The organism is Variovorax beijingensis (genome assembly GCF_007828835.1).
Classification (GTDB): domain Bacteria; phylum Pseudomonadota; class Gammaproteobacteria; order Burkholderiales; family Burkholderiaceae_C; genus Variovorax; species Variovorax beijingensis_A.
Map to the genome: position 1 here is coordinate 198704 of NZ_VIVL01000009.1, position 18588 is coordinate 217291.

15 protein-coding genes are annotated in these 18588 nt (G+C 68.6%); 7 read left to right on the forward strand and 8 right to left on the reverse strand.

Annotated elements, in window-relative coordinates:
• The first annotated feature begins 19 nt into the window (after window positions 1-19).
• Window positions 20-955 carry a succinylglutamate desuccinylase/aspartoacylase family protein gene (locus FB547_RS24110; protein ID WP_145746181.1) on the forward strand — a complete coding sequence of 312 codons (936 nt, stop codon included), beginning with the start codon at window positions 20-22 and terminating at the stop codon, window positions 953-955.
• 39 nt (window positions 956-994) lie between these two features.
• On the opposite strand, the gene FB547_RS24115 is transcribed toward FB547_RS24110, so the two are convergent.
• Complete coding sequence (locus FB547_RS24115; protein WP_186454236.1) at window positions 995-1888, reverse strand: M23 family metallopeptidase; 894 nt, start codon at window positions 1886-1888, stop codon at window positions 995-997.
• 64 nt (window positions 1889-1952) lie between these two features.
• On the opposite strand from FB547_RS24115, the gene FB547_RS24120 reads away from it, so the two are divergent.
• Window positions 1953-2255, forward strand: coding sequence for a hypothetical protein (locus FB547_RS24120; RefSeq protein WP_225612871.1), 303 nt, complete (start codon window positions 1953-1955; stop codon window positions 2253-2255).
• A 55-nt stretch (window positions 2256-2310) separates the two neighbouring features.
• Here the strand turns inward: FB547_RS24120 and FB547_RS24125 are convergent, their stop codons facing one another.
• On the reverse strand, window positions 2311-4125 hold the full coding sequence (locus FB547_RS24125) for a glutamine--tRNA ligase/YqeY domain fusion protein (protein WP_145746183.1): 1815 nt from the start codon (window positions 4123-4125) through the stop codon (window positions 2311-2313).
• 134 nt (window positions 4126-4259) lie between these two features.
• Here FB547_RS24125 and FB547_RS24130 point away from each other — a divergent pair, with 134 nt between their 5' ends.
• Window positions 4260-4610, forward strand: coding sequence for a hypothetical protein (locus tag FB547_RS24130; protein WP_145746184.1), 351 nt, complete (start codon window positions 4260-4262; stop codon window positions 4608-4610).
• 91 nt (window positions 4611-4701) lie between these two features.
• Here the strand turns inward: FB547_RS24130 and FB547_RS24135 are convergent, their stop codons facing one another.
• From FB547_RS24135 to FB547_RS24155, 5 genes are read right to left on the reverse strand one after another with little or no spacing between them, the layout of a single operon-like run.
• Entirely contained in the window at window positions 4702-5547 is an 846-nt protein-coding gene (locus FB547_RS24135; RefSeq protein ID WP_145746185.1) for a LytR/AlgR family response regulator transcription factor, read from the reverse strand.
• Window positions 5544-6611, reverse strand: a complete 1068-nt coding sequence (locus tag FB547_RS24140; RefSeq protein ID WP_145746186.1) for a sensor histidine kinase — start codon at window positions 6609-6611, stop codon at window positions 5544-5546. The genes FB547_RS24135 and FB547_RS24140 overlap by 4 nt, the downstream gene beginning before the upstream one ends.
• Window positions 6608-6910, reverse strand: a complete 303-nt coding sequence (locus FB547_RS24145) for a 2TM domain-containing protein (protein WP_145746187.1) — start codon at window positions 6908-6910, stop codon at window positions 6608-6610. Before FB547_RS24145 ends, FB547_RS24140 begins: the two co-directional genes overlap by 4 nt.
• Window positions 6907-7860 (reverse strand): sterol desaturase family protein, encoded by a 954-nt coding sequence (locus FB547_RS24150; RefSeq protein WP_145746188.1) that lies wholly within the window; start codon window positions 7858-7860, stop codon window positions 6907-6909. Before FB547_RS24150 ends, FB547_RS24145 begins: the two co-directional genes overlap by 4 nt.
• Before the next feature lie 31 nt (window positions 7861-7891).
• The gene (locus tag FB547_RS24155; RefSeq protein WP_145746189.1) at window positions 7892-8413 is read right to left on the reverse strand and encodes a DUF6622 family protein; all 522 of its coding nucleotides are present in this window, start codon (window positions 8411-8413) and stop codon (window positions 7892-7894) included.
• Window positions 8414-8640: 227 nt separating this feature from the next.
• Here FB547_RS24155 and FB547_RS24160 point away from each other — a divergent pair, with 227 nt between their 5' ends.
• The 4 genes from FB547_RS24160 (at window position 8641) to FB547_RS24175 (ending at window position 18036) form a co-directional block, all read left to right on the forward strand.
• Window positions 8641-9978, forward strand: a complete 1338-nt coding sequence (locus tag FB547_RS24160; protein ID WP_145746190.1) for an efflux RND transporter periplasmic adaptor subunit — start codon at window positions 8641-8643, stop codon at window positions 9976-9978.
• A 49-nt stretch (window positions 9979-10027) separates the two neighbouring features.
• Window positions 10028-13135: an efflux RND transporter permease subunit gene (locus FB547_RS24165; RefSeq protein ID WP_145746191.1), complete on the forward strand. Its 3108-nt coding sequence runs from the start codon at window positions 10028-10030 to the stop codon at window positions 13133-13135.
• The gene (locus FB547_RS24170; protein ID WP_145746192.1) at window positions 13132-16368 is read left to right on the forward strand and encodes an efflux RND transporter permease subunit; all 3237 of its coding nucleotides are present in this window, start codon (window positions 13132-13134) and stop codon (window positions 16366-16368) included. Before FB547_RS24165 ends, FB547_RS24170 begins: the two co-directional genes overlap by 4 nt.
• A gap of 159 nt (window positions 16369-16527) precedes the next feature.
• Window positions 16528-18036 (forward strand): efflux transporter outer membrane subunit, encoded by a 1509-nt coding sequence (locus tag FB547_RS24175; RefSeq protein WP_145746193.1) that lies wholly within the window; start codon window positions 16528-16530, stop codon window positions 18034-18036.
• Between the two features lie 90 nt (window positions 18037-18126).
• On the opposite strand, the gene FB547_RS24180 is transcribed toward FB547_RS24175, so the two are convergent.
• Window positions 18127-18492 carry an SPW repeat protein gene (locus tag FB547_RS24180; protein ID WP_021008268.1) on the reverse strand — a complete coding sequence of 122 codons (366 nt, stop codon included), beginning with the start codon at window positions 18490-18492 and terminating at the stop codon, window positions 18127-18129.
• Window positions 18493-18588 lie beyond the last annotated feature (96 nt).

Consider the following 18588-nt stretch of genomic DNA (forward strand, 5'->3'; position numbering starts at 1 on the left):
TTCCACACCCCACGCCAACATGACCCAATCTCCCCCCGCCCTCGAAGTCCTCCCGCGCGACCTCTCCGCCTACCGCAAGGGCAACGTCGGCATCGACTACGTGCACCGCTTCGAGTCCGGCAAGCCGGGCCCGCACGTGCTGATCAACGCGCTCACGCACGGCAATGAAATCTGCGGCATGACCGCCGCCACGCACCTGCTCGACACCCAGGTGCGCCCGAAGATCGGCACGCTCACCGTGAGCTTTGCCAACGTGGAGGCGTACGAATCCTTCGACCAGGCGCTGCCTTTCGACAGCCGCCAGCTGGTGCACAACCTCAACCGCATCTGGTCGCCCGAATGGCTCGACGGCACCGAGGACAGCCCAGAGCTGCGCCGCGCCCGCGCGCTGCGCCCGGTGGTGAGCGCGGCCGACCACATCCTGGACATCCACTCCACCAGCCAGCCGGTGATTCCGTTCTGGGTGTATCCCGCGTTCGATCGCAATGCCGAAGCGGCGCTGGCCATCGGCCGTCCGTCGGTGCACCTGGTCATGCCCGACGGCCTGGGCTCCGGCACCCCGCTGATCCAGCATGGCCGCCACGGCCTGCCCGATGGCAAGGGCGTGGCGCTGGTCGCCGAATGCGGCCAGCACTTCCTGCGCTCGGCGTCCGAGCTGGCCACCGCCATCTCGCTCGACTTTTTGGCGCACTTCGGCCTCATCGACAAGGACCCCGCCGTGCCGGCACCCGGCCCGCAGCGCCGCTTCGAACTGCTGCAGACCCACGTCATCAAGTCGGAAGACTTCGCGTTCGTGCGCCCGCTGATCGGCTTCGAGACCTTTGCCAAGGGCGAGCTGATCGCCACCAACGGCCCGGACGAGATCCGCGCGCCCTGCGACGAGTGCACGATCTTCATGCCCGCGCAGCGGGTGATCGTGGGGCGCGAGGCGGTGTACCTGACGAAGCCGATCTGAAGCGAGCCGTTTGGCAGACCCGGGCGGGCCAGTCCGTGTCTAGGCGGCGATAAACAGCGCCGGATCCACCATCGCCCGATTGAGCATCACGGACCAGTGCAGATGCGGCCCCGTCACGCGCCCGGTGGCGCCCACGGCCGCCAGCTGCTCGCCGGTCCTCAGCACATCGCCCACCTTTGTGTCGATGCGGCTCAGGTGGCAATACATGGTCAGCAGGCCACCGCCATGGTCGAGCCACACTGTGCCGCCGTTGAAGAAATAGTCGCCGGTGTCGATCACGCGTCCCGGCAGCGGCGCCAGCACGGGCGTGCCGGTGCCGGCCGCGATGTCCATGCCGCTGTGCGGATTGCGCGACTGGCCGTTGAACACGCGGCGCAGGCCGAACGAACTGGAACGGCGGCCCGGCACGGGGACGCGCATCTGCAGCGAGGCATCGGGCCGCAGATCGGTGAAGGTGGCCATCACGGCGGCCAGGTGCGCGCGTTCGCGTTCGTAGCGTGCCTCGTCCTCGGGCGACAGGTCGACGGTGCGCGGCGGCACCGTCAGGCGCTGCTCGCGGTATTGCTTGGGGCTCACCGTGTAGGCGATCTGCTTTTCATTGCCGCCCTCGTACCGTACGGCGATGCTCGCCTCGCCCGGAACGGCCGCGAGCGGAATGCCCACCAGTGCGGTCCACTCGATGGCATCACCCACCACCAGCAACGGCACGTCGCCGGAGAAGGCCTTCGGGCGCCGGGCCGCCGGACCGAGCGACAGGCGGGCCACGCCGCCCGGTACCTGGGATGCATGCGGCCAGACCTCCGGCGGCTTCTTTCGGGGCGAGGGAGCCGCACCGGCGTGCGTCGAGGCCAATGCCATGAGGCCGAAGGTGCCGAGCAGGGCGCAGCGGCGGTCGAGGCCGGTCGAGCGGGAATCGGGAAGCGAGGGATGCATGGCGTTGAACTCAAGGCTTGCGAAGCGAACAAACAAGGGCGCAGCGAACACAAGGGGACCGGAAATGAACATCCGAGCACTGGGCCGATGGGTCTTGATGGTAAGCGCGGCCGCCGTGGCCGCCGGGTGCAACAGCACCGCGATCCGTGTAGGCGGCGCGCCCGAGGCGAGCATCAGGAACTGCGTGGCCGCGGCCGCGCGCGAATTTCGCGTGCCGGCGTCGAGCGTCATTGCGGACAAAGGCACGACGCCGCGCGACGGCGTCTACACGGTCAACCTGAAGATCGGCGCGCAGGGGCGGCCGGCGCTGTGCACGACGGATGAAAACAGCGCGGTGCTGGGCGTGGTCTACAAACGGCACGAATGAATGACAAAAAAGCCGGCGCCATCGCGGCCGCCGGCTTTGTGCAGACAGAGGGCGGCTACTTGCCCCAGCTGTCCCGCATGCCCGCAGCGCGATTGAACACGCGCTTGCCATCGGCACTTGCCTTCGCATCGAGCACGAAGTACCCGTGCCGCTCGAACTGGAACGCCACACCGTCCTGCGCCTTGGCCAGCGACGGTTCGACGTACGCGGAGCAAACCTCCAGGCTCGCCTTGTTGAGTTCGTCGAGCAGATCGCCGCTGCCGGGATTGGCCGCCGCGAACAGGCGCTCGTAGAGCCGCACCTCGGCCTCGACCGCATCGGCCGCGGCCACCCAGGTGATGTTGCCCTTCACCTTGATGGCGTCCGCGCCGGGCGTGCCGCTCTTGGTGTCGGGCACCAGCGTGGCCTGCACTTCGACGAGCTTGCCGTTGGCATCGCGCGTGGCGCCGGTGCATTCGATGACGTGGCCGTACTTCAGCCGCACCTTGTTGCCGGGGAAGAGGCGGAAGAACCCTTTGGGCTGCACGTCCTCGTAGTCGGTGCTTTCGATCCAGACCTCGCGGCCGAGCTTGAACTCGCGCTTGCCCATCTCGGGGTGGTGCGGATGCACAGGGGCGGAGCAGTCGTCGAGCACCTCGTCGCCGCCCATCAGTTCGCCCCAGTTGGTGATCACCAGCTTGACCGGGTCGAGCACGGCCATGGCGCGCGGCGCGATGGGGTCGAGGGTGTCGCGCAGCGCGGCTTCCAGGCTCGCGTAGTCGATCCAGCCGCCGGACTTGGTGGTGCCGCTGCGTTCGCAGAACAGGCGCAGCGCCTCGGGCGTGTAGCCGCGGCGGCGCAGGCCCGCGAGGGTGGGCATGCGCGGGTCGTCCCAGCCGTCGACGTGCTTTTCCTCGACCAGCTGGCGCAGCTTGCGCTTGCTGGTGAGCACGTGGGTGACGTTGAGGCGCGCGAACTCGTACTGGCGCGGATGCGGGCTGGCGATCAGGCCGCCTTCGGCCAGGCGGTCGAGCAGCCAGTCGTAGAAGGGGCGCTGGTCTTCGAATTCCAGCGTGCAGATGGAATGGGTGATCTGCTCGAGCGCGTCCTCGATGGGGTGCGCAAAGGTGTACATCGGGTAGATGCACCACTTGTCGCCGGTGTTGTGGTGGGTGGCCCGGCGGATGCGGTAGAGCGCGGGGTCGCGCATGTTGATGTTGGGGCTCGCCATGTCGATCTTCGCGCGCAGGATGGCGGCGCCGTCGGGCAGCTGGCCGGCCTGCATGGCGCGGAAGCGGGCGAGGTTTTCTTCCACGCTGCGGCTGCGGAACGGGCTGTCGGTGCCGGGCGTGTTGAAGTCGCCGCGGTTGGCGCGGATTTCCTCGGCGCTTTGCTCGTCCACGTAGGCCAGGCCCGCGCCGATCAGGTATTCGGCGGCGCGGTACATGAAGTCGAAGTAGTCGCTCGCGAAGTATTCATGCGGCTGCAGGGTGCCCGGGGCGCTCGGGCGGTCGGCCAGGAAGGTTTCGTAGCCGAGCCATCGGACGGCATCGCGGATGGAGTCGACGTATTCCTGCTCTTCCTTCTCGGGGTTGGTGTCGTCGAAGCGCAGGTGGCAGACGCCGCCGTATTCCCTGGCCAGTTCGAAATTCAGCCAGATGCTCTTGGCATGGCCGATGTGCAGGTAGCCGTTGGGCTCGGGCGGAAAGCGCATGCGCACCCTGGCCGGGTCGGCCATGCCCTGGGCGTGATGGGCGGCGTCGCCGGGCGAGCCACCCCATTTGCGGCCAGAATAGGCCCCCTGCGCAAGGTCGTTTTCGATCACGTGGCGCAGGAAATTGCTCGGTGCAGCGGCTGTTTTTGCGCTGTCTTTGTCGGTCGGGGAGGTCATTGCGGCATTCTAGAACGCACCCCCTGCCAGTTACCTTTGGCTACGTTCTTCACATTGCGGCGGGCAACCGCTTTGCATTTGGCGCGTTCAATACACACATGGGCGGGAAACGCCCCAACAAGGAGTCCAACATCATGAGCCTCACACGTTCAACCTTCTTCAAATGGGCCGCCGCGGGTGCCGTGGCAGCCGGTGCATTGTTTGCGGCCACCTCGGCCAGTGCCCGTGGCGACGTGAGCTGGTCGATCGGCGTGGGTCTGCCAGGAGTTGCCGTGGGCGTGGGCGCTCCGGCCTACTACCCGGCCCCGGTCTATGCGGCCCCTGCGCCGGTGTACTACGCACCGCCGCCGCCCGTGTACTACCGTCCGCCGCCGCCGGTCTATTACCGTCCGGCCCCGGTGTACTACGCGCCGCCGGCTTACTACGGACCGCCGCGCTACTACGGTCCGCGTGGCTACTACCACGGCCATCGCCACTGGCGTTGAGCGGTTCCGCAGGCGGCAAACATCCGCCCAATAAGAAAGGCCGACCTTCCGGGGTCGGCTTTTTTTATGCGCCCGCGCCGTGCCCGCCATTTCACATGGCGCGAAACAGGTGGCCGTAGAGCCGGCTGACAGGGATTTTTTCGGGCCGGCCGCGCAGGTCGAGGTGCAGCTTGCCGGCCTCGTCGCGGTGCACGGCCTCGATGGCCGAACTGCGCACCACCACCGCGCGATGCACCTGCCAGAAGGTTTCGGGATCGAGCTGGGTCAGCAACTGCTTGAGCGGCGTGCGGATCAGGTATTCGTGCGCGGCGGTCAGCACGCGGATGTATTTGTCGGCGGCCTCGAAATACAGCACCTCTTCGATCGGAACCATGCGCACGGTGCTGCCGCCGGCGTCGCTGGCGGCGATCATCTTCAGCAGGGCGGTGGAAGTGGCGGGCGGCGCCGACGCGCCGTTGCCTGCTGCGGCGGCAAGCACCTCGCGCCATTGCGCAAGCGTGCGCTCGAGCGCCTCGTCGGCGGCGGCGGGCGCTGGCTTTGCCTGCTGCTGCGCAGCCAGCGCCTGCTGAAGCCGCAGCACGGTCTTGCGCAAACGCTCGGGCTGCACGGGCTTGAGCACGTAGTCGATGGCCTGGGTTTCGAAGGCGCGGGCGGCATATTCGTCGTACGCAGTCACGAAGACCAGCTGCGGCATGGGCGCCTCGTCCACGGGCCAGCGGTCGGCCAGCTCGGCGGCGGCGCCCAGGCCGTCGAGGCCCGGCATGCGGATGTCGAAGAACAGCACCTGTGGCAGCAGGCGCATCGCCTCCTGCACGGCGCTGCGGCCGTCGCCCGTGGTGGCGAGCACCTGCAGTCCGGGCCATGCGGCGCCGAGTTCGGCCTTGAGGGCCTGGGCGAGCAGCGGTTCGTCTTCGGCGATGAGGGCGGTGGGATTCATGGACGGGGCTGCAATGGAAAGCTGAGTGTGGCAAGGGTTCCGCCCGAAGGCCCGGCGGCCAGGCTCATGCGGCCCTGGTCGCCATACACGGTGGCAAGCCGTTCGCGCACCTGCTCGAGCCCGAAGCCGCTGCCTTCGGAAGTTTGCGCTGCATCGAGGCCGACGCCGGTATCGCGCACTTCGATGATCAACCGGCCGTCGAGCTGCCGCGCACGCACATCGATCGCACCGCCTTCGACCTTGGGTTCGAGCCCGTGGCGGATGCTGTTTTCGACCAGCGGCTGCAGCAGCAGCGGCGGCACCGGCGCGTCGCGCAGTTCGGCGGGCAGATCGAGCGTGTAGCGCAGGCGCTCGCCCATGCGCACGGACATCAGCTCGAGGTAGTCGGCCAGCCGTTCGAACTCGGCCGCGAGCGGATGCGCAAGTGCGCGCGAGCCGCTGAGCGTCATGCGCAGGTAGTTGTTGAGGCGGTCGAGCATGGCCACGGCGCGCGGCGGATCGGTGGTGATCAGCACGCGCAGGTTGGCCAGCGTGTTGAACAGCATGTGCGGCTCGAGCTGGGTCTCGAGCAGCTTGAGCCGCGCCTCGGTGGCGTTGCGCTGCGCCAGCTCGATCTGGCTGCGCAGGTGCTTGCTCCGGCCCAGGCTGTAGAAGAAGAAGCACATGCAGACGGTGGCCGTCACGGTGATGACGATCGTGGTTGCGAGCTTGCGTTCCGTGAAGCTGCCGAAGTCGAGCAGGGGCTGGTGGGTCCATGCGTCGCCGATGGCGTTGCCCCCGAGGAAGCCCACGGTCACGCCGCCCGCCACCAGCAGATAACCCCAGGGGCCGGACGGCCAGAGGATCTCCCGGTGGCCGCTGATCAGCAGCCGGCCCACGTCGATGAAGAGCCAGCTGATCAGCCCGATCGACAGCGAATACACCATCTGCGCATCCCAGTTCCCGTGCTGCGTGATGGCCAGCGCGGCGGCAATGAAGCAGCAGAACACGACAGTGATCAGGCCATGCCGCAGCATGCCCCGGACATTCTCCGCGCGGAAACGGGGGAGCGCTTCGGCACTCATCCGCGCGTTCCGGAGCGCAGCGCCCGCCGTTCGCGCTCCACCAGCCGGTCATGGAAGCTGCCGCCGGGCGCAACGAACCAGATCACGGCGCCGTGGATCAAGAGGCCCAGGCCCCAGCCCATGAGCGGATACACGGCCCAGGTGTGGCCGCGCGATGCGGAGAGCGCCACCAGAGCGAGGTTCACCAGCATATAGACGAAGGCGTGGATGTACCAGCCCATCTTGGCGCCGGCGCGGCGGCGGGCGAGCTTTTCGATGTCGGGAAGAGACGAATCCGAACGGGATGCAACGGGGTTCATGACAGCTCCTTGAACTGGACGGGAATGAGAGTGGCGGCGGTTGATGACGGTGATGATGGCGGCTGCAGCGCAGCCCGCCGCCGCATTTCCTCGGTCGTCTCGCCCGGCCCGTCGGGGCGCCAGCCCGGCGGCTTGAGCAGGTAGCCGGCGAAAGCCCGCACCGAGCGCGCCGAGCGCAGGTCGCGCAGCAGCGCCCGCCAGTGGGTGAACTCGATCTCGAAGAGGTTGTTGGAGGTGATCGGCCTCACCAGCCCATAGCGGCAGGGCAGGTCGGCGCGCTCCGGAATGTAGGTGCCGAACAGGCGGTCGAACACGATCAGCACGCCGCCGTAGTTGCCGTCCAGGTACTCGAGGTTCGAGGCATGGTGCACGCGGTGGGCCGATGGCGTGTTGAGCACCCATTCCAGCGGGCCGAGCTTCGGAATCCAGGCCGCGTGGATCCAGAACTGGTACAGCAGGTTCAGCGTGAGCATCAGCAGGATCACCTTTGGCGGCATGCCCAAAAGCGGCGCGAGCATGAAGAAGGCGAGCGTGCCGGTGAGCTTGCCCGTCCAGCCGAAACGGTAGGCGGCCGACAGGTTGAGCTGGTTCGGCGAATGATGGATGGCATGCGTGCACCAGAACCAGCGCACCCGGTGAGCCGCGCGGTGGTACCAGTAGTAGCAGAACTCCTGGCCGATGAAGCAGGCGACCCAGCCGCTCCAGTGGCCCATGGGCAGCGTGAAGAGGCGGTGGTTCCAGAACCAGTCCATGGCCCCGGTCCAGAAGGCGAGCGGCAGCAGCCAGCGCAGCGGGTACTCGCGCACCAGGAAGTCGACCACCGAAACGCCGGCGGCCTTCCAGTCGTAGCTGCGCCATCCATTGCGCCACGACAGCACCAGCGCCTCTGCGATGGAGGCGGCCAGCACCACCGAGACGGCAATCTTGAGGATCAGAAAGAGCACTGTCATGGCGGTTCCTGGAGTGTGGCCGGCGGCGATCTTAGGCTGCGCGGGCGGCCACGGCCATGGCGTCGCTACGGATCGCCAACTTCCACAGCCGCACCGCCCGCGCCGCGAACACGCCACTGAAGGCGCCGTACACCATGGGAACGGCGACGCTGAAGCCGGCCTGCTGCCGCAGCTCGGGGTGCATGGCCAAGGCCACGCCCACCGCGTACTTGGTGAAGAAGATGCCCATCATCAGCAGCAGCGGCACCACGCTGCCGGCCAGATGGAATTCGCGGGTGGCCCGGTCGTAGCGCGTGCTGGCGGGCAGCGGCTGCTGCAACACCACCAGCACCAGGGCGGCCGCCGCCACGGCCCAGCCGAGCAGGGCGCCGGGCGAATCGCCGAAGGCCGAGATCACGCCGGCCAGCGAAAGGCCGGTCATGGCAATCGGCATCAGCGTGACCTTGGCCAGGCTGACGCTGCCGGACATCAGCTGCTTGCAGCCAAGCCACAGGAGCAGCACGAAAACGGCGAAGACCCACTTCGGGGTGTGAAGAATGATTTGCAGCAGCATGGCGTTTCTCCGGTTGAAAAGACGATTCGATGGAGCGGACTGTGCCGGCGCCCCCGCGCCGCCGCCAGGCTCCTGCGACGAAATGCGGAGCGGCGGCGCGAGCTGCGGCGAACCGGCGCGAAATGCAGCCCTTGTCCGCAGCTTTACCGGCGCTTTACGGTTCATAAGACAGGCGCGCTACGATGCGGCGCTCCACTAGCGGCTGTACTTGCGCACTGCCACACCCCATGGAATCACCGAACTCCGAGCCTTCTTCCGGCGATTCGCCTGCTGTCCAACCGGCAACCCCACCTTCTTCGTCCCCCCCTGCACGGCCACCCTCGCGCCGCAGGCTCTGGCTCGGCAGCCTGATTGCGCTGGTGCTGCTGCTGGTGCTGGGGGGCGGCGCCTGGTATCTGATCAACCGCAAGGGCAGCCCTGCCGGCGGACCGGGCTTCGGCGGCGCGACCGTCACGGTGGGCCATGCGGCGGCGCGCGAGATCGAATTGCCGGTGACCATCGATGCGCTCGGCACGGTCACGCCGCTCGCGACCATCACGCTCAAGGCGCAGGTCGGCGGCGTGCTGACCGAAGTGCTGTTCACGGAAGGGCAGACCGTGGCAAAGAACCAGCTGCTCGCCCGCATCGATCCGCGGCCCTACGAGCAGGCGCTGATGCAGGCCCGCGGCACGCGCCAGCGCGACGAGGCGCAGCTCGATGCCGCGCGCGTCACGCTGGCGCGCTACCGCACCCTGCTGGGACAGGACTCCATCGCCCGGCAGGACGTCGACACCCAGGCCGCGCTGGTCCGCCAGCTCGAAGGCACTGTCACCACCGACCTGGCGGCCGAGGCCGCCGCCAAGCTGAACCTCGACTACACCCGCATCACAGCGCCGGTGGCCGGCCGCATCGGCCTGCGCGCTGTGGATGCGGGCAACACCGTGACGGCCAACGCGGCCACCGGCATCGCGGTCATCACGCAGATGAACCCGATCGACGTGCAGTTCTCGATGCCGCAGGACCGCGTGCCCGACATCCAGGCGCAGCTTGCCAAGGGCGAGCCGCTGCCGGTCACCGCCTTCGACCGCACCCGCGCGGCAACGCTCGACACGGGCACCTTCTCTACGCTCGACAACGTGGTCGACACCACCACCGGCACGGTGAAGGCCAAGGCGCGCTTCGGCAATGCGCAGACCACGCTGTTCCCGAGCCAGTTCGTCAACGTGCAGATGCTGCTGCGCAAGGTGCGCGCGGTGGTGGTGCCGGTGACGGCGGTGCGCACCGGCCCCAATGGCGACTACGTCTATGTGATCAACGAGGACCGCACGGTGTCGATGCGCGCGGTGAAGCGCGGCGAGGCCAACGTCGAGGTGGTGGCCATCACCTCGGGCCTGAAGGCCGGCGAGAACGTGGTGACCGAGGGCGGCGACCGCATCAAGGACGGCGCGGTCGTGCAGCTGCAGGGCGACCGGCCCGCGGCAGGCCCGCGCGGCGGCGCTTCCGGGCCGCGCGGTGCGGCCTCGGGCCCGCGCGGACAGCGCGGCGAAGGCGGTGGAGAGCGGCGGCGCCAGCGTCCGCCGCAATGATGAAGAGCAGCCGCCACAACAACCCCCGGAACAAGCGAGCGCGTTCGCGATGAGCCCCTCCCGCCCCTTCATCGAACGGCCGGTGGCCACGGCGCTGCTGATGGTGGCCATCGTGCTGGCCGGCCTGGTGGGCCTGCGGCTCTTGCCGCTGGCCGCGCTGCCGCAGGTCGACTACCCGACCATCCAGGTGCAGACCCTCTACCCCGGCGCCAGCCCCGAGGTCATGAGCCGCACCGTCACGGCTCCGCTCGAGCGCCAGTTCGGCCAGATGGCGGGGCTCAACCGCATGAGCTCGGTGAGCTCGGCAGGCGTGTCGATCGTCACGCTGCAGTTCGCGCTCGACCAGACGCTGGACGTGGCCGAGCAGCAGGTGCAGGCCGCCATCAATGCCGGCGGCTCGCTGCTGCCGGCCGACCTGCCGGCGCCGCCCGTGTACGCCAAGGTGAACCCGGCCGACGCACCCATCCTCACGCTGGCCGTGAGCTCCCAGACCATGCCGCTCACCGAGGTGCAGAACCTCGTGAACACGCGGCTCGCGCAGAAGATCAGCCAGGTCAGCGGCGTGGGGCTGGTGTCGCTTTCGGGCGGACAGCGGCCGGCGGTGCGCATCCAGGCCGACACCAACGCGCTCGCGTCGGTGGGCATCGGGCTGGACACGCTGCGCAGCGCCATCAGCGCGGCCAATGCCAACAGCGCCAAGGGCAGCTTCGACGGACCTCGTCGGGCCTACACCATCAATGCCAACGACCAGCTCGTGACGGCGGACGACTATAAGAACCTGATCGTCGCGTGGAAGAACGGCGCGCCGGTGCGCATGACCGACGTGGCGCGCGTGGTCGACGGCGCCGAGAACACGCAGCTGGGCGCCTGGGCCGCATTGCGCGCGGGAGAACAGCGGCCTGTGCTCTACCCGGCCATCATCCTGAATGTGCAGCGGCAACCGGGCGCCAATGTGATCGGCACGGTCGATGCCATCAAGAAGCAGCTGCCCGAGCTGCAGGCCTCGCTGCCGGGCTCGCTCAAGGTGGAGGTGCTGAGCGACCGCACCACCGGCATCCGGGCCTCGGTCTCGCACGTGCAGCTCGAGCTCGGGCTGGCCGTGGTGATGGTGGTGCTGGTGATCTTCTTCTTCCTGCACAGCGTGCGCGCCACGGTGATTGCCAGCCTGGCGGTGCCGATCTCGCTCGTGGGCACCTGCGGGCTGATGTACCTGCTGGGCTACAGCCTCAACAACCTGAGCCTGATGGCGCTGACCATTGCCACCGGCTTCGTGGTGGACGACGCGATCGTGATGATCGAGAACATCGCGCGCTACCTGGAGGAGGGCGATCCGCCGTTCAAGGCGGCGCTCAAGGGGGCCACGCAGATCGGCTTCACCATCATCTCTCTCACGGTGTCGCTCATCGCGGTGCTGATTCCGCTCTTGTTCATGGGCGATGTGGTGGGGCGGCTGTTCCGCGAGTTCGCGGTCACCTTGGCCATCACCATCCTGATTTCCGCGGTGGTGTCGCTCACGCTGGTGCCGATGATGTCGGCGCGCTGGCTCAGGCCGCAGGCGGAGGAGGGCGGGCGCTTCGGTGCCAGCGTGCAGCGCTTCTTCGATGGTGTGATTGCCCGCTACGACGTGTGGCTGCAATGGGTGTTGCGCCACCAGCCGCTGACACTCATCGTGGCGGTGGCCACGCTGGCGCTGACCGTGCTGCTCTACGTGGTGATTCCGAAGGGGCTGTTCCCGACCCAGGACACCGGGCAGCTGCAGGCGCGCATCGAGGCCGCGCAGGATGTGTCGTACACGCGCATGGCCGAGCTGCAGCAGCAGACCGCCAACGCGATCCTGGCCGACCCCGAGGTGGCCAGCGTGAGCTCGGTGGTGGGCGTGGATGCGGCCAACAACACGGCGCTGAACACCGGCAGCATGCTCATCAACATGCGCGCCGACCGCGGCAACCAGGAAGCCACGATGCAGCGCCTGCGCGAGCGCGTGCGGGCCGTGGCCGGCGTGACGCTGTACCTGCAGCCCACGCAGGACCTGACCATCGACGCCGAGACCGGCCCGACCGAATTCCGCGTCTCGCTCGAAGGGGTGGACACCAACACCGTCGATGCCTGGGCGCAGAAGCTGGTGGAGCGCCTGCGCACCGAACCGCTGGTGCGCAACCCCACCACCAACGCTGGCGCGAAGGGACTGGCCGCCTACGTGGACATCGACCGCAACACGGCCTCGCGCCTCTCGGTCACGGCCAGTTCGGTGGACGACACGCTCTACAGCGCGTTCGGCCAGCGCATCGTCTCGACCATCTTCACCGAGACCAACCAGTACCGCGTGATCCTCGAAGCGCAGCGCGAGGCCCTGGCTTCGCCGCAGCTGCTGGGCAACCTGCAACTGCGCACCGGCAGCGGCGGCGCCACCACGCTGTCGTCGATTGCCACGGTGCGCGAGCAGGCCGCGCCGCTGCAGGTGACGCATGTGGCGCAGTATCCGGCCGCCACCGTGGGTTTCGACACGGCCGACAACGTGGCACTCGGAAAGTCGGTGGCGGCCATTCGCGCGGCGGCCAGGGAGATCGGCATGCCCGCGAGCATGACCATGACCTTCCTGGGTGCGGCGGGGGCCTACGAGAAATCGTTGTCCAACCAGCTGTGGCTGATCCTGGCGGCGGTGGTGTGCGTGTACATCGTGCTGGGCGTGCTGTATGAGAGCTACATCCATCCGCTGACGATTCTCTCGACGCTGCCCTCCGCCGGCGTGGGTGCGCTGCTGGCCTTGATGGTCACGGGCAACGACCTGGGCGTGATCGGCATCATCGGCATCATCCTGCTGATCGGCATCGTCAAGAAGAACGCGATCATGATGATCGACTTTGCCATCGACGCCGAGCGGCGCGAGGGCAAGTCGCCGCACGAAGCCATCCACCAGGCGGCGCTGCTGCGCTTCCGGCCGATCCTGATGACCACGCTGGCGGCGCTTTTCGCGGCGCTGCCGCTGATGTTCGGCTGGGGCGAGGGCGCCGAGCTGCGGCGGCCGCTGGGCCTGGCCATCTTCGGCGGCCTGGTGGTGAGCCAGGTGCTCACGCTGTTCACCACGCCGGTGGTCTACCTGGCCTTCGACCGGCTGGGCCGCCGGTTCGGACGCAAGCGGGAGGCCGCGGCTGCATGAACCTGTCCAGGCCTTTCGTCGAACGCCCGATCGCGACGGTGCTGCTGACCATCGGCATTGCGCTGGCCGGGATCGCGGCGTTCTTCGTGCTGCCTGTGTCGCCGCTGCCGCAGGTCGACTTTCCCACCATCTCGGTCACGGCCAGCCTCTCGGGCGCCAGCCCGAGCACCATGGCCTCGAGCGTGGCCACGCCGCTGGAGCGCCGCCTCGGCGTGATCGCGGGTGTCAACGAACTCACCTCGACCAGTTCGAACGGCTCGACCCGCATCAGCCTGCAGTTCGATCTCAAGCGCAACATCGACAGCGCCGCGCGCGAGGTGCAGGCAGCCATCAACGCGGCGCGGGCCGACCTGCCGGCCACCCTGCGCAGCAACCCGATCTACCGCAAGCGCAACCCGACCGCCGCGCCCATCGCGATCCTGGCGCTCACGTCCAGGACGCGCACGCCGGGCCAGATCTACGAGGCCGTGTCCAACATCGTGAGCCAGAAGCTCTCGCAGGTGGAGGGCGTGGGCGAGGTCGAGATCGGCGGCGGCTCGCTGCCGGCCGTGCGGGTGGAGCTGGAGCCTTTCTCGCTCAACCGCTTCGGCATCAGCAGCGAGGACGTGCGCGCCGCCATCCAGGCCAACAACGCCAATCGGCCCAAGGGCGCGATCGAGAACGACGAGCGCCGGCTGCAGATCTACACGCCCTCGCCGGGCCGCCATGCGGTGGAGTACCGCGACATGGTGATCGCCTGGCGCAATGGTGCGGCCGTGCGGCTGGGCGATGTCGCGCGGGTGATCGACAGCGTGGAGAACACGCGCACGCTGGGCCTGTTCAACGGCCAGCCCGCGGTGATCGTGCTGGTCACGCAGGAACCGGGCGCCAACATCATCGACACCGTGGACGGCGTGCGCGAACTGCTGCCCGAACTGCGCGCGCAACTGCCGCAGGACATCGAGGTGCAGGTGGCCTCCGACCGCACCAACTCCATCCGCGCCTCGCTGCGCGAGATCGAGGCCACGCTCATGATCTCCATCGCGCTGGTGGTGCTGGTGGTCGGCCTGTTCCTGCGCCGGGCGCGCGCCACCATCATTCCGGCGGTGGCCACGGTGGTGTCGCTGCTCGGCACCTTCGGCGTGATGCACCTGCTGGGCTACAGCCTCAACAACCTGAGCCTGATGGCGCTCACCGTGGCCACCGGCTTCGTGGTGGACGACGCCATCGTGGTGCTGGAGAACACCAGCCGCCACATCGAGGCCGGCATGGGCCGCATCGAGGCGGCCCTGCGCGGCGCGCGCGAGGTCGGTTTCACCGTGCTGTCGATCAGCCTTTCGCTGGTGGCGGTGTTCATTCCGCTGCTGTTCATGGATGGGCAGATCGGCCGGCTGTTCCGCGAATTCGCGGTCACGCTGTCGGTGGCGGTGCTGATCTCGCTGGTCATTTCGCTCACCACCACGCCCATGCTGTGCGCCATGCTGCTGCGGGCCGAGGAGCCTGGCGCCAGGCCGCCGGGGCGCCTGGCGCGCATGGCGGAGAGCGTGTACCAGTGGAGCCTGCGCACCTACGCCCACAGCCTGGACTGGGCGCTCGCGAGCAAGACCGTGGTCATGGTGGTGCTGCTGGCGGTCATCGGGCTCAACGTGTACCTGTTCTCCGCCATTCCCAAGGGCTACTTCCCCGAGCAGGACAACGGCCAGCTCAATGCGGGCCTGCGTGCGGACCAGAGCATTTCGTCGCTGGCGCTGAGCGAAAAGCTGCGCCAGGCGGTCGACATCATCCACAAGGACCCGGCCGTGGACACCGTGGTGGGCTTCGCGGGCGGCAGCCGCTCGGGCGGCGGCTTCATGTTCGTCAACCTGAAGCCGCTGTCGCAGCGCACCGAGAAGACCGCCGCGGTCATCAACCGGCTGCGGCCGCAGCTCAACCAGCTCACCGGCCTGCGCGTGTTCCTGAGCCCGGTGCAGGACCTGCGCATGGGCGGGCGCTCGAGCAACTCCACCTACCAGTACACGCTCAAGGGCGACAACCTGGCCGACCTGCGCACCTGGACCGCCAAGCTGGCCGACCGGCTGCGCCAGGAACCCGCGCTGACCGACGTCGACAGCGACCAGGCCGACAACGGCGTGGAGACCTACGTCGACGTCGACCGCGACAGCGCCGCGCGCCTTGGCGTGACCTCGGGTGCGGTCGACAACGCGCTCTACAACGCCTACGGCCAGCGCTCGGTCGCCACCATCTACGACGAGCTCAACCAGTATTCGGTGATCATGGAATGGGCGCCGCGCTACCAGCGCGCGCCCGTGGTGCTGAAGGACCTGTACGTGCCTTCGACGCTCACCACCAGCACCAGCGCGAGTGGCGCCACCACGGTGAGCTCGCTCGCCAACACCACCGACGCGAGCACCGGCACCTCGACCACCACCTCGGCCAACCCCGGCCTGCGCACCGCTTCCACCGGCCAGGCGCTGGCGGCCAACACCACGCTGATGGTGCCGCTCTCGGCCATTGCCAAGGTCAGCGAGCGCGCGGTGCCGAGCTCCATCGACCACCAGGACACCGAGCTTGCGAGCACCGTCTCGTTCAACCTGGGCGAAGGCGTCACGCTGCAGGACGCGCGCCGCATCGTCGCGCAGGCCGAGGCCGACATTGCGATGCCCGTCAACGTGCGCGGCAGCTTCCAGGGCACGGCGCTCGCAGCGCAGCAGTCGCAGGGGCAGCAGCTGGCGCTCATCCTGGCGGCGATCGTGGTGATCTACATCGTGCTCGGCGTGCTCTACGAAAGCCTGATCCATCCGATCACGGTGCTGACCACGCTGCCTTCGGCGGGTGTGGGCGCGGTGCTGGCGCTGCTGCTGTTCCGCATGGATTTCTCGATCATTGCGCTGATCGGGCTCTTCCTGTTGATCGGCATCGTGAAGAAGAACGCGATCCTGATCATCGACTTTGCGCTCGATGCCGAGCGCGCGCGCGGCATCTCGGCCGTGGAAGCGGTGCGCGAGGCCTGCCTCTTGCGCTTCCGGCCGATCCTCATGACCACGCTGGCCGCCGCGCTGGGTGCGCTGCCGCTGGCCATCGGCTTCGGCCAGGGCGCCGAGCTGCGCCAGCCGCTGGGCGTGGCGATCATCGGCGGCCTGATCGCGAGCCAGCTGCTCACGCTGCTGACGACGCCGGTGGTCTACGTGCTGCTCGACAAGCTGCGCCGGCGCTCGGGCAACGAACGGCACCTGAGCCGCGCCGCAAGCATATGACCCACCCCCGTCCCTCGCTCACTTCGTGTAGCTCGACTCCCCCCTCAAGGGGGCAACACCAGCGGCCCGGCAAAGCCGGTTCCGCGGTGTTCCTGGCCTGGGGCTGCGTGGTTTCAGCCGCCGCGGGCAAAGCGGTCGCGTGGTGAAAGACCCGGAAGAATGAATGAAGCTGCCATGACACACCGACAACGCATCCTTTCGCATCTGCCCGGCAGGCTGTCCGCCCTGGCATTGGCCGCTGTGCTGGCCGGCTGCGCCGTAGGGCCCGCCTACGAAGTACCAACCTCGGCCGCACCCGCCGGCTGGAAGGAGCAGAAGACCGCCGAGGGCTGGCTGCCCGCCGCGCCGGCCGATGCGCTCGACCGCGGCGAATGGTGGAAGCTTTTCGGCGACGCCACGCTCGACGAGCTGGCCGCCCGCGTGCAGGTGTCGAACCAGAACATCGCCGCGGCCGTGGCCAACTACGCACAGGCCCAGGCGCTGGTGCGGGGCGAGCGGGCCGCGCTGTTTCCCACGGTGTCGCTCGACGGCAGCGGCCGGCGCAGCGGCAACGTCGGCGGCACCAGCAATGCGTCCAATGCCTTTTCGGCGACGCTGGGCGTCGACTGGGCGCCCGATGTGTGGGGGCGTCTGCGGCAGGCCGTGAGCAGCGCGCAGGCCAATGCACAGGCCAGCGAGGCCGACCTGGCGTCGGCGCGGCTGTCGGCCGTCGGCGACCTGGCCACCAACTACTTTTCGCTGCGCGAGGCCGATGCCGAGATCGTGCTGCTCGACCAGACCATCGAGGGCTACCAGCGCGCCTTCGAGATCACGAGCAACCGCTACAAGGCCGGCATTGCCGCGCAGACCGACGTGTTGCAGGCGCAGACCCAACTCGTGAGCGCACAGGCCGAACGCGTGGGCCTGCAGCGCACCCGGGCCACGCTGGAGCATGCCATTGCCATGCTGGTGGGCGTGGCGCCGGCCGATTTCAGCCTGCCCCCGGCGCAGTGGACGCCCACGGTGCCCGGCATTCCTACGGGCGTGCCTTCCACGCTGCTGCAGCGCCGGCCGGACATTGCGGCGGCCGAGCGCGCGGTGGCCGCGGCCAACGCGCAGATCGGCATTGCGCGTTCGGCGTACTTCCCCAACTTCGGCCTCAGCGCCTCGGTGGGCAGCAGCGCGAGCCGGGTGAAAGACCTGTTCAACGCATCCAATACGCTGTGGGCGCTGGGCCTGTCGGTGGCGCAGGTGGTGTTCGATGCGGGTGCGATCGGCGCCAGCGTCGATTCGGCCAAGGCGGCCCACGAAGCCAGCGTGGCGCGCTACCGCCAGACCGTGCTCACCGCCTTCCAGGCGGTGGAAGACCAGCTCACCGCAGGCGCCGCACTGGCGCAGCAGGAAGGCCTGCGGCGCGAAGCCTCGGCCGCAGCCGACAAGACCGAACAGCAACTGCTCAACCGCTATCGCGCGGCCCAGGTGAGCTACACCGAGGTCGTCACGGCGCAGGCCGCCGCCCTCGGCGCGCGGCGCACGCTGGTGCAGTTGCAGGTGAATCGCCAGACCGCCGCGGTGGCGCTGATCCAGGCCCTGGGCGGCGGCTGGCAAGCCGGCTCGACGGGCGAAACCTTGTCGTCCGCGCCGCCGACGGCGCAGGCTGCCCCTTCTCCGCAGAGCGGAGTGAAGTAGCTGCCCGGGGAGGGGCGGCTGCCCCGTCCCCCTCAGCCCCGCTGCGCCAGGCGCGCGGGGCCGCTTCTCACGACGCGATCGCCTGCGCGCTCAATGCGCGTGGCGATCCATGCTCCCGCCGAGGTAGTCCTTGTCGGTGACAAGCACCCACAGCGCGAGCACCAGGATGGCCGCAGCCACGAGCACCGCGTTGACCATCGCCTTCTCCACGGTGGCAAAGCCGAGCACCCAGGGTGACACGGCCAGCCAGATGGCGAGCGCGCCTTCGGTCCACTCTTCCCATGCACGCGGTACCAGCGTTGCGCCCAGCGCCACGGCGCCCAGCAGGACACCCGTCGCCACTGCGCTCCACATCGCGGCTGTGACGCCCTGGAAGCCCAGGACCCAAGGCGAGATGATCAGCCACGCGCCCAGGGCGACGTTGACCGGATCTTGCCAATGCTTCACTTGCTTCATGGTCATTACCTCCTGTCGCGACACACAACCGCGACAGCGGTTGGACCGCGCCGATCCGGCGGGGTTCCGCGATGCGGCACTGCAGCATGCAATCGG